At 48.0% G+C, this 14,321-nt stretch carries 12 protein-coding genes; 3 read left to right on the top strand and 9 right to left on the bottom strand.

The window, feature by feature from the left end:
- Positions 1–148: 148 nt before the first annotated feature.
- A complete protein-coding gene (locus H8S52_RS09880; protein WP_186909719.1) occupies positions 149–2,371 on the bottom strand; it encodes a bifunctional (p)ppGpp synthetase/guanosine-3',5'-bis(diphosphate) 3'-pyrophosphohydrolase in 2,223 nt (740 codons plus the stop codon).
- A gap of 101 nt (positions 2,372–2,472) precedes the next feature.
- On the opposite strand from H8S52_RS09880, the gene H8S52_RS09875 reads away from it, so the two are divergent.
- Positions 2,473–3,990 carry a DUF4301 family protein gene (locus tag H8S52_RS09875; protein ID WP_186909718.1) on the top strand — a complete coding sequence of 506 codons (1,518 nt, stop codon included), beginning with the start codon at positions 2,473–2,475 and terminating at the stop codon, positions 3,988–3,990.
- Between the two features lie 62 nt (positions 3,991–4,052).
- Positions 4,053–5,219 carry a formate-dependent phosphoribosylglycinamide formyltransferase gene (purT, locus tag H8S52_RS09870; RefSeq protein WP_005656647.1) on the top strand — a complete coding sequence of 389 codons (1,167 nt, stop codon included), beginning with the start codon at positions 4,053–4,055 and terminating at the stop codon, positions 5,217–5,219.
- A 73-nt stretch (positions 5,220–5,292) separates the two neighbouring features.
- Here the strand turns inward: purT and H8S52_RS09865 are convergent, their stop codons facing one another.
- Complete coding sequence (locus H8S52_RS09865; RefSeq protein ID WP_016662854.1) at positions 5,293–5,778, bottom strand: PepSY-like domain-containing protein; 486 nt, start codon at positions 5,776–5,778, stop codon at positions 5,293–5,295.
- Between the two features lie 87 nt (positions 5,779–5,865).
- Entirely contained in the window at positions 5,866–6,696 is an 831-nt protein-coding gene (gene ispE, locus H8S52_RS09860) for a 4-(cytidine 5'-diphospho)-2-C-methyl-D-erythritol kinase (RefSeq protein WP_117986011.1), read from the bottom strand.
- A gap of 210 nt (positions 6,697–6,906) precedes the next feature.
- Between ispE and dnaB the strand changes: the two genes are divergently transcribed.
- Positions 6,907–8,481, top strand: coding sequence for a replicative DNA helicase (gene dnaB / locus H8S52_RS09855; RefSeq protein ID WP_016662855.1), 1,575 nt, complete (start codon positions 6,907–6,909; stop codon positions 8,479–8,481).
- A 137-nt stretch (positions 8,482–8,618) separates the two neighbouring features.
- Here the strand turns inward: dnaB and H8S52_RS09850 are convergent, their stop codons facing one another.
- From H8S52_RS09850 to H8S52_RS09825, 6 genes are read right to left on the bottom strand one after another with little or no spacing between them, the layout of a single operon-like run.
- Complete coding sequence (locus H8S52_RS09850) at positions 8,619–10,109, bottom strand: fimbrillin family protein (protein WP_186909717.1); 1,491 nt, start codon at positions 10,107–10,109, stop codon at positions 8,619–8,621.
- A gap of 16 nt (positions 10,110–10,125) precedes the next feature.
- Positions 10,126–11,229, bottom strand: coding sequence for a fimbrial protein (locus tag H8S52_RS09845; RefSeq protein WP_186909716.1), 1,104 nt, complete (start codon positions 11,227–11,229; stop codon positions 10,126–10,128).
- Between the two features lie 12 nt (positions 11,230–11,241).
- Positions 11,242–12,129: a FimB/Mfa2 family fimbrial subunit gene (locus H8S52_RS09840; RefSeq protein ID WP_117857900.1), complete on the bottom strand. Its 888-nt coding sequence runs from the start codon at positions 12,127–12,129 to the stop codon at positions 11,242–11,244.
- 32 nt (positions 12,130–12,161) lie between these two features.
- Positions 12,162–13,277: a fimbrial protein gene (locus H8S52_RS09835; RefSeq protein WP_186909715.1), complete on the bottom strand. Its 1,116-nt coding sequence runs from the start codon at positions 13,275–13,277 to the stop codon at positions 12,162–12,164.
- Between the two features lie 49 nt (positions 13,278–13,326).
- The gene (locus tag H8S52_RS09830; protein WP_370527581.1) at positions 13,327–13,899 is read right to left on the bottom strand and encodes a DUF3575 domain-containing protein; all 573 of its coding nucleotides are present in this window, start codon (positions 13,897–13,899) and stop codon (positions 13,327–13,329) included.
- A 24-nt stretch (positions 13,900–13,923) separates the two neighbouring features.
- A complete protein-coding gene (locus H8S52_RS09825; RefSeq protein WP_117857899.1) occupies positions 13,924–14,298 on the bottom strand; it encodes a hypothetical protein in 375 nt (124 codons plus the stop codon).
- Positions 14,299–14,321: the final 23 nt, after the last annotated feature.

Raw genomic sequence — 14,321 nt, 5'->3', positions numbered from 1 at the left:
AAGGGCGGGGAAGACGCAGTGTTGGACTTGGGAAACGTAGAGTTCTACTTTAGGATTGTAAAGTAGAACTTTAGCGTCGCCAAGTAGCACTTTAGAAACGTAGTGTAGCACTTTACGGTCCGCAATGTTGAACTTGGGATTTACCCCGTCAGTTGCGCGATACCTGCTTTACTCCCTTTACCGTCCTCAGCTTCTTGATGAGCGCTTCCAGTCTTCCGGTGTCGCCTACCATGATGGTAAGCGTTCCCGAGAATAATCCGTCGTGCGAGTCTATGCCGATGCTTCGCAGCGTAATGCCGGTCTCTTTGGAGATGATGGAAGTGATATTGGTAACGATGCCTATGTCGTCGTGTCCCACCACACGCAGCGTAATGGGGTATTGCGTGCCTTGCGACTTGCCTGCCCAGCGTGCCTTTACGATGCGGTATCCGAAGCGTTCGCGCAAGTCGCTTGCATTCGGACAGTCGCAGCGGTGTATCTTGATGCCGCCGCTTACGGTTACGAAACCGAATACCTCATCTCCGTAGATAGGATTGCAGCAGCGTGCCAGCTTGAAGTCCAGCCCTTTCAGGTTCTGGTCGATGACGAGCACATCCTCTTTGGCGGCAGTCTCTTCGGGCAGGGCGGCAGCCTGCAGGTTATAGCCTTCGGCGCTGCGGTACACGATGTCGTCGTGCGTGTCGTTCTCCCGTTTCTGGAGTTCGAGGTACTTGTCGATGATGTCGTTCACGTCGAGCGTTTCATCGGCAATGCTCTGGTAGAAGTCCGTCACCACCTTGAAGCCGAGCCGCTTGATGAGGCGCATCATCGTACCCTCGTCATACTCTATTTTCCGGTTCTTGAACTTACGTTCCAATGTCTCCTTGGCAAAGGCGTGCTGGCGGGCAGCCATTTCCTTGAGCGCCTGCCGTATCTTGGTGCGCGCCTTGGAAGTGGTGACGATGTTCAGCCAGTCCTGCTTGGGCGTCTGTGTATTGGACGTCATGATTTCCACCTGGTCGCCGCTGTTCAGTATCTGCTTCAACTGTGCGTTCTTGCCGTTTACCTTGGCTCCTATACATTTGCAGCCCAGCTTGCTGTGGATGTGGAAGGCGAAGTCGAGCACGGTGGAACCCTTGCCCAGTTTGAACAAGTCTCCCTTGGGGGTAAAGACGAACACTTCGTCTTCGTATAAATCCAGCTTGAACTGGTCCATGGTCTCCAGTCCGCTGCTGTCGGAATTCTCCAGCGCTTCACGTACGGAAGTCAGCCATTCGTCCAGTCCGCTTTCGCCTTTCACGCCCTTGTACCGCCAGTGGGCGGCAAGCCCCCGTTCGGCTATCTCGTCCATGCGTTCGGTGCGTATCTGCACTTCCACCCATTTGCCCTCAGGCCCCATGACGGTGATGTGCAGCGATTCGTAGCCGTTGCTCTTGGGCACGGACAGCCAGTCGCGCAGACGCTTCGGGTTGGGCTGGTACATATCCGTTACAATGGAATATGCCTGCCAGCACTCCAGCTTCTCCTTTTCCACTTGGGAGTCCAGGATTACACGGATGGCAAACAGGTCGTACACACCCTCGAAAGGGCACTTCTGCTTCTTCATCTTCTGGTAGATGGAGTGGATGGATTTGGTGCGTCCCTTGATGTGGAAGTGCAGTCCCGCCTCTTCCAGTTTCTTCTGTACCGGAGCGATGAAAGCGGCTATATACTTGTCGCGCGATGCCTTGGTTTCGTTCAGTTTCTCCTTGATGTGGTAGTAGACTTCCTTCTCCGTGTACTTCAGCGAAAGGTCTTCCAGTTCCGACTTCAGTTTGTACAGACCCAGCTTATGGGCGAGGGGAGCGTACAGATAGGCGGCTTCATTGGCCACCTGCCTGCGTGCCTCGTCGTTCTTGCACTCCTTTATCTGGCGCATGATGTTCACGCGGTCGGCAATCATGATGAGGATAACGCGCATGTCCTCTGCAAAGGACAGCAGCAGGTTGCGGAAGTTCTCCGACTCGATGGTGGGGCTTTTGGCGTAAAGTTTGTTTACCCGTATCAGTCCGCGTATGATGCCCGCCACATCCTCGCCGTAGTTCCGTTCCACCTCTTCGGCGGTACAGGTGCCGCAGCGCACGGAGTCGTGGAGCATCAGTCCCAGGATGGATGCCCGCCTCATGCCTATCTCTTCCGCCACGATAACGGCGGTCTGCATATCCTTTATAATCGGGTTCAGCCCGAAGATATCCCGCTGTATGCGGTTGTTCTGTATAGAGTTTACAAGATGTGTTTTCAGCTTTCTGCAATCGCCCTTGTGGAGCGTCTCTCCGGAAAGCTGCAATAATTTTCGGTAGAGCACGAAGAGCAAACGCTTCTCTTCGGCTGTGAAAAATTCACCTGTTTCCATAATTGTCCGTATTTTCTGCTGTAAAGGTAGTTTTTTTCTTCCTTTTCATGACGGTGCTTGTGCTTTTTTTGTATTTTTGGGCATTAATTAATTTAGATATTATGATAACACTCCAAGACAAAGAACTACTTGCCAAGAAAGGCATATCGGAAGAACAGATAGCCGAGCAGCTGGCCTGCTTCGAAAAGGGATTTCCATATTTAAAGTTGTCTGCCGCTGCTTCCGTGGAGCAGGGTATACTGGCTCCGGATGCCGATGAGCAGAAAAAATATCTGAATGCGTGGGAAGCATATACTCAGACAGACAAAACGGTGGTGAAATTTGTTCCGGCATCGGGTGCGGCAAGCCGTATGTTTAAGAATTTATTTGAATTCCTCGGAGCGGAATACGATGCTCCGCAGTCGGACTTTGAGAAAACATTCTTCGGGAAAATCGGGAAGTTCGCTTTCTATGACGACCTGAACGCCGCTTGCCTGAAAACAACCGACAAGGATATTCCCGCCCTGATTGCCGCCGGCAATTACAAGGCGGTGGTTGCCGCCCTGCTCGAATCGGCAGGATTGAATTACGGCGCGCTTCCGAAAGGATTGCTGAAGTTTCATAAATACGAGGACGGCAGCCGTACCCCGCTCGAAGAACATCTGGTGGAAGGTGCGCTTTATGCTGCCAACAAGAGCGGTAAGGTAAATGTGCACTTCACCGTATCTCCCGAGCACCGTGCGCTGTTCAAGGCATTGGTAGACGAGAAAGCCGCGGCTTATGCCAGAAAATACGGCGTGGATTACAACATCAGCTTCTCCGAGCAGAAACCGAGCACCGATACCGTCGCCGCCGATATGGAGAACAAGCCTTTCCGCGATAACGGCAAGCTTCTGTTCCGTCCGGGCGGTCACGGCGCATTGATAGAGAACCTGAACGACCTCGATGCCGATGTCATCTTCATCAAGAACATCGACAACGTAGTGCCCGATAAACTGAAAGGCGATACCGTATTATATAAGAAGCTGATTGCCGGTGTGCTCATCACCTTGCAGCAGCAGGCTTTTGCCTATCTGCAACTGCTGGACAGCGGCAAGTACACGCACGAGCAGGTTCTCGACATCCTGCAGTTTGTACAGAAGAAGCTGTTCTGCAAGAACCCCGAAACGAAGAACCTGGAAGATGCCGAACTGGTGATTTACCTGAAAGAGAAGCTGAACCGTCCGATGCGTGTCTGCGGCATGGTGAAGAACGTAGGCGAGCCGGGCGGCGGTCCGTTCCTTGCTTACAACAGCGACGGTACAATTTCCCTGCAAATCCTCGAAAGTTCTCAGATTGACATGAACGACCCTGAGAAGAAGGATATGTTTGAAAAAGGTACGCACTTCAATCCGGTGGACCTGGTATGTGCAGTGCGCGACTATAAGGGCCATAAGTTCGATTTGGTGAAGTATGTGGACAAGGCTACGGGCTTCATCTCCTATAAGTCGAAGAACGGCAAAGACCTGAAAGCTCTGGAACTTCCCGGATTGTGGAACGGTGCCATGAGCGACTGGAATACGGTCTTTGTAGAAGTTCCTCTGACTACATTCAATCCGGTGAAGACGGTGAATGACCTGTTGAGAGAACAGCACCAGTGATAAACAACAAATTGCCAATTATAGAAAACAATAATAATAGGTAGTAAATAAATTAGTAACCGATGAAAAAGATTTTACTGTTAGGTTCCGGTGAACTGGGTAAAGAGTTTGTAATTTCAGCTCAGCGTAAAGGGCAATATATCATAGCCTGCGACTCTTACGCCGGAGCACCCGCCATGCAGGTGGCGGACGAGTGCGAAGTGTTCAGCATGCTGGACGGCGAAGCATTGGAACGTGTGGTGCGCAAACACCGGCCGGACATTATCGTACCCGAAATAGAGGCTATCCGTACGGAACGCCTGTACGATTTCGAGAAAGAGGGTATTCAGGTTGTGCCCAGCGCGCGTGCGGTCAACTTTACAATGAACCGTAAGGCTATCCGCGACCTTGCCGCCAAGGAACTGGGACTGAAAACAGCCAGGTACTTCTATGCCAAATCTCTGGATGAGCTGAAGGCTGCTGCCGAAAAAATCGGTTTCCCCTGTGTGGTAAAGCCGCTGATGTCCTCTTCCGGTAAGGGGCAGTCGCTCGTAAAGAGTGCCGACGAACTGGAGCATGCCTGGGAGTACGGCTGCAACGGAAGCCGTGGCGACATCAAGGAGCTTATCATTGAGGAGTTTATCAAGTTCGATAGTGAAATCACCTTGCTGACGGTTACCCAAAAGAATGGCCCTACCTTGTTCTGCCCGCCTATCGGACATGTGCAGAAGGGCGGCGACTATCGCGAGAGCTTCCAGCCCGCCCATATCGACCCTGCTCATTTAAAGGAAGCGCAGGATATGGCGGAGAAAGTGACCCGTGCCCTGACCGGCGCCGGTTTGTGGGGAGTGGAATTCTTCCTGAGTCACGAGAACGGCGTTTACTTCTCCGAACTCTCTCCGCGTCCGCACGATACGGGCATGGTGACACTGGCAGGAACACAGAACCTGAACGAATTCGAATTGCATTGCCGCGCCGTACTCGGTTTGCCCATTCCGGGTATCAAGCAGGAGCGGATAGGGGCAAGTGCCGTTATCCTTTCGCCCATTGCCAGTCAGGAGCGTCCCAACTACCGCGGCATGGAAGAGGTGACCAAAGAAGAAGATACTTACTTGCGTATCTTCGGCAAGCCTACCACCCGCGTCAATCGCCGTATGGGTGTTGTATTGTGCTATGCCCCGTTGGACAGCGACCTCGATGCGCTGCGCGATAAAGCCAAACGGATAGCCGCGAAAGTAGAAGTGTACTGAGTTTAAGTATAAAATATAAAGTATGAGGTATAACCGTGTTCCATCCGCATGGTTATACCTCATACTTTTATGCTTAATTAAAGAGTCCCGGGTAAATCTCTCCGCCCAGTTCACTCACATTCAGTTGCCGTTGCAGCTTTCCGTCCGGTGCATAGAACAGTTGGAATTCTTCACCGGAATTGTAGCCTTCCACTTCGATAACGATTACCGCAGGGCGTTTGGGAAACGTGACTATCCTTACATCCCTCAATCTCATGGAAGCCATAATGCTTTCCATAAATGCTTCCGCAACGGGAGCGGGAACTTTCTCCAGCGACTCCACATCATTCTCCATCATTACCCATTGGGCATTTTCATCGAACCACACATCTGTTTCCCTGCCGTCAATAACGAATTCCGCTACGTAACATCCTGCCATCTGTTCCCATTGGGCATTTGCAACATACGGGTACATCTTTTCGAAAGCAGCCTGTATGCTTGTGGGAACTCCTTTGGCAACGGTGGAAACGGAAATAAACAGTAGCATGCCTGCTACCAAACAAAATCTGAATCTTTTCATCCTGAAATTAAGTATGAAGTATAAAATATAGGGTATAACAATGTCCCGTCCGCATGGTTCATTCCTCATACTTTATATTTCATACTTTTAAACGGTCAGCTTTCCTTTATATACGAATGCTTTTTCACCGAAGTCTACATCCGGCAATACGGCATCCGCTGCAAACAGTCCGTACACCGATGATCCCGAACCGCTCATCGACGCATAGACGGCGCCTTGCCGGTACATCTCATCCTTGATTGCCCCGATAGCGGGAAACTGTGGGAACACGCTCTCTTCAAAGTCATTCACCATATACTCTTTCCATGTTTCAACGGGCAGCTGCACCGTATCTTTCAGTGACCGTTCCGGACGGTGCGGCTTTATTTGTGAGAAAGCATCCCGTGTGGAAACGAATATATCCGGTTTTACCAGCCAGAGCTGATACCCTTTCAGCGACAAGAATACAGGCGAGAACATATTTCCGATGCCTTCCGCATAAGTAGGAGCATTCCGGATGAAGAAAGCGCAATCCGCTCCCAGGCGGGCGGCATACTCTTCCAGAGTCCCGGTACTCAGTCCAAGGCCGAACTTCTCATTCAGCATTTTCAGCATAAATGCAGCATCTGCCGAGCCGCCACCCAATCCGGCCCCCGATGGGATATGCTTGAACAGATGAATGTCCACCGGCGGCAGGTCGAACAACCCGTCCAGCAGCTTATACGCTTTCACCACGAGGTTGTTTTCCGCTTCTCCCGCTATTTCCATACCAGCCTGATGCAGGCAATATTTTCCGTCACCCTCGCGCAGCGGGTTTATTTCCAGCGCATCTTCAACGGGAATAGGGTAGAAGATGGTCTCCAGGTTATGGTAACCGTCCGGTCGTTTTTCTGTAATATTCAGTCCCAGGTTTATTTTAGCATTCGGAAAAGTAAGCATCGTTAAATTAAGAATTGAAAATTTAAAAATAAAAACGGGCCTGTCAAAGCAGGCTTCGGAGACAAAGTTAATGAATTCTGTTCATAGTAGATTGAAAACTTAACAACGATTTGTTGATTGCTATCAATAAAATCATTTATCTTTGCTTTCCCTTTTGAAAGGCGGACTATTTATTTCTTAATTTTTAAATTTCAATTCTTAATTCATAAAGTGGCAGAACAAAGACGAACAACCCGCACCCCGAAGTCGAAATCACCCCAGCCGGTCAACGATTACGGGCGTATCCAGCCGCAGGCGCCGGAACTGGAAGAGGCCGTACTGGGTGCATTGATGATCGAGAAAGACGCTTATTCGCTGGTGAGCGAAATTCTCCGTCCCGAATCTTTTTACGAACACCGGCATCAGCTGATATACTCCGCTATCACAGACCTTGCCGTCAATCAGAAACCGGTGGACATTCTCACCGTGAAGGAGCAGCTTGCCAAGCGCGGAGATTTGGAAGAGGTGGGCGGCCCGTTCTACATCACCCAGCTCAGCAGCAAGGTGGCATCCTCTGCGCATATCGAGTATCACGCCCGTATCATTGCCCAAAAGGCGTTGGCGCGTGAGCTGATAACCTTCACCAGTAACATACAGTCCAAGGCGTTTGACGAGACGCTCGATGTGGACGACCTGATGCAGGAAGCCGAAGGCAAGCTCTTCGAGATTTCGCAGCAGAACATGAAGAAGGACTATACGCAAATCAATCCGGTCATTGCCGAAGCGTACGACCTTATTCAGAAAGCCGCCGCCCGTACCGACGGTTTGAGCGGTCTTGAGAGCGGATTTACGAAACTGGACAAGATGACTTCCGGCTGGCAGAACTCCGACCTCATTATCATAGCCGCCCGTCCTGCCATGGGTAAGACGGCGTTCGTGCTCTCCATGGCGAAGAACATCGCCGTGAACTTCCGCAATCCCGTTGCCTTGTTCTCCCTTGAAATGAGCAACGTACAGTTGGTGAACCGTCTCATCTCCAACGTGTGCGAGATACCGAGTGAGAAAATCAAAAGCGGACAGCTTGCCGATTACGAATGGCAGCAGTTGGACTATAAGCTGCGCGACCTGCTGGATGCGCCTCTGTACGTGGATGATACTCCCTCGCTTTCCGTATTCGAACTTCGTACCAAGGCCCGCCGTCTGGTTCGCGAGCATGGGGTGAAGGTAATTATTATCGACTACCTGCAATTAATGAATGCCAGCGGCATGTCGTTCGGCAGCCGTCAGGAAGAGGTGAGTACGATTTCGCGTTCGTTAAAGGGGTTGGCCAAGGAGCTGAACATTCCCATTATCGCCCTGTCTCAGTTGAACCGTGGTGTAGAGAACCGTGAGGGAGAAGAGGGTAAGCGTCCGCAGTTGAGCGACCTTCGCGAGTCCGGAGCCATCGAGCAGGATGCCGATATGGTGTGCTTCATCCACCGTCCCGAATATTACAAGATTTATACTTCCGCCGACGGCACAGACCTGCGCGGCATGGCGGAAATTATCATAGCCAAGCACCGTAACGGTGCCGTGGGCGATGTGCGCCTGCGCTTTATCGGCCAGTACACCCGCTTCCAGAATCCGGAAGACGATATGGTTATTCCGCCGCCTACCGAGGGTATGGGAGGAGCCACGTTCGGTTCGCGTATGAATGCGCCCATTGGCAGTCCCTCTACGCCACCGCCTCCGTCTGCCTCCGATTATATGCCTCAAACGGACAATCCGTTTGGCGGGGTGGGATTGGACGGGCCTGTACCGTTCTAATGGTATTGGGCAGAACCCCTAAGATTTTTCGGAAAATATTATAGAATTAGCCAGCTAACTCGCAATGGATTAGCTGGCTTTTTGTGTCATAGGTAGTGCAGTACAACAAGAATTGCAGCAAATCTGCCAGACCGGTGTTAATCCCGAATGCACCGGATACAAAAAGCATCCCACGGGCAGTTGTAGTCATTAGGCATGTTGCATCCGGCTTTTCCGTTATAAGCACTGTTCCAAAATACAAATATATATTTGTAATCGGAAGTGGCATATAATCCGCGATAGTCTTTGTCTTTATAATATGGAGACACTTTGGATTGCAGATAACCGCAATACGGCAGGAAAAGCGTATTGCCGAATTTGAACCCTTTCTTGCTTCCACTTACTGCATCTATCGTATAACCTGCTTCCTGTAACTTGGTGAAGTCCTTGGAACTTGGAGTGCGCCATGTGTTTGCCGGAGCGATTTTACTGCATGGGTCATTCGCCGGATTCCAGGTTTTTACAGGATCTGTTTTAAGGGATGGATATGGCAGCAGTGCATTATAATAGAATATTTCGCCGGTATTTGTACCTCCTATGAAGTCTTCTGTATTCGGAAAGAATTTATATTCATTGTTCTCGTAATAAAGATTTCCGTTGGCCCATATTACGCCTCCGACTATGTAACCTTGTTCTGTACTAAAATCTATGCTGCTGTAGTATGTATTGTTTGCAGTAAATGTCAATCCGTCCGCTGTGATACTTTTGTTTGTGTAGGCTTTTCCGCCAACAGTCAAATCCAGGCTGACGGTTATCTTTGCAGAGTTTTGAGGAAGTAAATATATGTATTCGCTATATACTTCCATGGCGTCCGGATTGTTCCAAAGTATGTTTACGGTTTCTGTATTCTCTTCTTGTACATTCAATGTGTTGTCGGTAAATGAATAGACTGCTGTCTTTTTAGGCAATGTTATGGAACCGGAACATGCTGTGATGTTACTCATTCTTCCACTTTGTGCTTTTGCCAATACCCTATATCGTGCGCACAGGTGTTTGAATACAATATTGTCCAAAGTGTATTTACTATCTTCCGCTTTGTTAATGCTGATATTAGGCTTTATGCAGATCATGAAATTTTGTCCGTTTGAAACAGGTATATTGGTTGTACTGTTATCGAAGCCGGCTAAGGAATTTAAATTGCCAAAAGAATAGCAGACAAACGTATAAGTTCCTATTAGAAGGGATAGTTTCTTGTTCGTTTGCACGCTGCTACCCGATAATCTGTAATCTCCGTAACCGGCATAATTGGCCGTTGAAATATTGGCGGCATCTGCACATTTGTAGGCTATCACCCTGAAAGTGATGTTATCTTCCATATTCGTCCAGCGGGTATTTATGCCGCTTTTTGCAGTTCCTTTCGTATCGGGAAGCGTATGTATTTTTATATTCAGTCCGTCTTCCTCTTTCCGTACGGTTGTTTTCTCTGAGTAATTCCGGGTGTTGATATAATCCTTTGTACTCCACCCATCGGTCTGTGGCGCTTTGACTTCGACCAATACATTATCTTCTGGAAAATATTCCGTTTCATCGGTACTACATCCGGTTACGAATAATAGTATGAATACTGTATAGGATATGATTTTTGCCATCTGTTTTATACTGTTTTTAGAGTAATGTTATTGTTCCCTTGCCCGCTTCTGTCTGGCTGCCCCATGCTTCTGCCGACAAGTCGGCAGTAACGGACAATACAATGTCGCCGTGGAGTGCTTCCTCTTCTGTTGTATAGCCTATGCTGTTCACAGCTTTGATATTTACGATATAGCGGCAATTCCTTTTAATAGGAATATAGCTCCCGTTGACGGTCAGGTCCACTCTGTAATAATATGTATCTCCTGTATAAATCCCGCCTATGACCAGACATATATTGTTATCCTTGTTGGTTCCCTGTTCTGCTTCTGCTATATAGATAGTCCGTAGCAATGATTTATCATCTGTACAGGTATAGGTCAGGACATCATTGGTGCCGGCATCAGAAGGTACGGATACGGCTGAAACCACATTGCCGGTGATTGTCTTACTGTCTACGGGGGCAGCATAGCCTTTATTGTTAGTCCGGTATATGCTGACGGTTTTTAATGCGAATCCGCCGACTCCTGTTGCTGTCTCTTCCTTGTTGAGTCCGCAGCCCACATCTATACGCGCCAATGCACGAAGCAAGGTGATGGAACCCAAAGTAGTGGCAGAAGTTATCGATTGCGCAGTGGCACTTTCTCCCCACATGGGAAAAGGAGTGTAATCTGAGGGACTGGCCGTGTTCCAGTTGCCGCTGGCGCTGAACGTAATTTTTCTTAGTACCTCGTCTTTAGGAGTGTTTTCCTGAATGGCCGGTAATTGTTTGCCGGCATTGGCTATGACAACTAATCTGTACTTTTCTTCCGCTTGGCTTTGCTTTAGGGTCACTGTATACCGGTTTGCCTGCAACTGTATCTGCGGAGTTTCATAGGCAAAGAGCTCGGAAGTTCCTTCTACCTTGAAGACCAATACTTTCAGTTGTTCAATATCTATCGCATTTTCTTCATCGGCTGTGATAGCACGTGTACGTGCATATTCCCCTGCTTCCGGTAACGAAAGGCGGAGTGTCAGTTGCACTTCCGGAATTTCGAGTTGCGCGGTATCGCATGATGCCAACATGGCAACAATGGTTGCAGTGAAGACTATAACAGATAATGCGGTCATTTTACCACTTTTGTATTTCAATAATTGTGTCATACTTCTCCTTACTTAGATTTCTGTGTTCTGGTTCACTTCTCCCCAAGGCAAGACCTTTACTGTTGCTTTTATTTGTGTGTTTTTGAAGTCAATTTCAATGTCCGTTTGCTTTCCTGCCATTACGTAGAGAGGTTTTCCTTCATTGTCCCGTTCCACTGTACATACCTTGTCCTGCCCTCTGTATATGTCTATTTCTATGCCCTTTCCTTCCTCGGTAGGAAAAATCCTGAAAGGGGGAACATGTACATTGCCTTGCTCATCGGTAATGGATAGCGGCTTGTACTCGGCATTTTCGCCTGTCACTTTACCTGTGAAGTCCATTTCCGTTCCCGTGCCTCTTATAAGAAGTGTATAGTTTTCTTCTTGTCGGGGATATTGCTCTTCCAGGTGCAGGGTATGTATGCTAAGTCCTGCTGCTATTCTTTTCATTACCAATGTGATGCTTTCTTCCTGTATGCTTCTTGTGGCGGTATTATTCAGCTCCTTGCGGCAATAAAACATATCCGTTACAGGCAGATGGTTGCCTTCGGTATGCCTTTTCAGTTTCAGGCGTGCATTTTCGATGGAGGTTCCCGGCAGGATGGGGATAGTAATCAAGGTGTCTTCCTTGATGTTTCCCCATGCTACGAGTGTCAGTCTTTCGCTCTTATGGTTTCCAAAGAGATATTCCAACGATGCTTTTGCCGGTATCATTCTTATAAATCCTTTTTCTCCAAACAGATAAACTTCCGATTTTTCCAGTATCCCGTTTCCGGTCAGGTCATTCCCTTGTTCATCCACTGCCTGTGTGTTCAGCTTGTATTGTACACAGGCGTTCATCTCTTCCCGTATACATGATGTGTGCAGGAATATGAGGCATACATGTAGTGCCGTAAGTATGGATATTCGGAGAAACTTCATGGCTATTTTAAGTATTGTTTGTTATTCAGGTTTTATTCGAAAGTCACATCCTGGGTAATATTCAATGCCCAGTCCGCCACGCTTACCGTCAGTTGGAGTGAAGTAGGGGTTATATCTTCCATAGGATCTGTAATACCTATACTTTTGATGGTGGCTTTTATGCTGTAAGTGGTGTTGCGGGCTATGTTTGAAGTGCCTGTGCCCGAAGCTCCGGTGATGGTTGTTCCGCTCTGGCTTTTATTGATGATTATCGGGTAATAGATGGTACTTCCCGTATCGTCCGCGTTTTTCTTGAATGTACCTTCCAGTACCAATGCCGTATGGGTGGTTTCCTCGTTTGGGAGAACATAAAACCAGTAGTTGGCCTGATGTCTATTTTTTACATCCGCAGCAGGGCTTATCGCATTTGCCAGATAATCTGCTGTCCCGATGGAACTGTCGTAGTTTCCGCTCAGGTAAGCAGGGGTTCCCATTTTCGTTGTGCTGTATTCGCCTGTGCCCGGTATCACTTCTTTTATTGCATTTCGGACAAAGATGTTTTTCAACTCGTACGTTGCTGCTGAGTACTGCCCTTTGGGGTCGAAGTCAGTTTTGATGCTGCTTATCGATACTCTTGCCACAAGCCGGCTCAATTGGGCGGTTATTCCCTCATTGTCGCCTGCGCTCAACGTGAAGGTGGCGTTGCCGTTTTTGTCTTTTATATTTCCGCTCATGGGCAGGCAGTCTTTGGTTTGTGCATCCGCCAATGCGATGGTCTTCTTCAAGAAATCGTCCTTGTTCAGCACACCTGTAAAATAACTATCGGAAGGAGCGTTGGCTACTACGATACCCGTACAGTCTGTTGCCGGTGTGCAGCTGATGGTTGTTGCCGAGGTTGTGTTTTCGGTTACGGTATGCAGGGTATTTACGGTGTTGTCGCTGTTAAAAATAGCAACAGTGAAATGCTTTACTGTGTTTTCTTCGGCTTGCGTGGGTAAATTGTCACCGGTTGCTTTAGTATTTATTCCATTCCCGATCAGACGCAGTTCCAAGAGTGCTGTTTTATCTTGCGGTTGAGGAACTGTCAGTTCGTTGTCGTCACTGCTGCATCCTGTCAGTGTAAGGATGGCTGTTGCCAATGTTGCCCATAAAAAATTGTTTGTTTTCATATGCATCTGTTTTTTTAAGTGTTAATATGTAATTTGTTATTGTTTGTCATTATTTTATTATATATACCAGGGAGATTGCCGCTTTGGTAGGTGCAATGAAGTTTCTATTGCCTGCTCCTGTCTTTTCTCCGCAACTCGAACAATAGTAACGCTCATATCCGGTGTGAAGAAATCCCATTCCGATGCTTGTTTCCACTCTCCAATGGGAAGACAGGATAAAATGATAGCCATACGATATTCCTATTCCTACAAAATCTCCTTCGTATCTTGACGAGCGTATTCCTTTGAATATTCCGAAAGGCAATTTTATTTTGCTTATGTTGTATACTCCATACATGAGATTTATCCCCAAGAAACTTCTTTTATAGGGTTGATACATCCAATAGCGCAATTCTGGTTGTACAAACCAGTGCTTCAGGTATTTGTCTTTGCCTATTGAGAAAGGGTTGTAATGAAGTCCGGCTTCCAGCGTAAAACGTTCGGAGAGTTTTACCTCTGCACTAAGATTGGGAGAAGAGAGTGCTCCGGTGAGCAGGTCACTTTTTACAGCTATGGTTTGCGCTTTCAGTCTGCTTGCATAAGGCAATATTGCAAACAAAGCCGATATTATGATATAGTTTATCTTTTTCAATTTATTGTCCTCCTTTTATAAATCTGTCAGTGTAATTTCCTTCAGGTATATTCTGGCTATCTGGTTTATTATTCCGAGTTTCTGGGCGGCTCTTCCGTATTGTGCATAGAACTGCTCGGTAATGGGGCGGTTGCAGTTCAGATGTTCTCCCGTGGCTTCGAGAATATCCAGCAGGGATATTTCCACAGCTTTTCTGGCAGGGATGTAGGACTGTATTTCCAGCGGATTTTCCGTGTCTTTCAGGAGAATGAACTTTGCGATGGAAAGTTGTAATAATAGTGCTTGTTTTTCTTTTTCGGTAAGTGTGCACGGTTTTATGCAAGTACCGTAGTCTCTTGCATAAATACATTTGAGTACTGCAATGGCAGTCTGTGTTCTGGGCGTTATCATGTAGTTTTCTTGTTTGTTTGATT

The sequence above is a fragment of the Bacteroides sp. NSJ-48 genome, from assembly GCF_014287405.1.
GTDB lineage: Bacteria > Bacteroidota > Bacteroidia > Bacteroidales > Bacteroidaceae > Bacteroides > Bacteroides stercoris.
The sequence above is the reverse complement of the archived record's forward strand: the minus strand, read 5'-3'. Positions and strand labels throughout refer to the sequence as shown.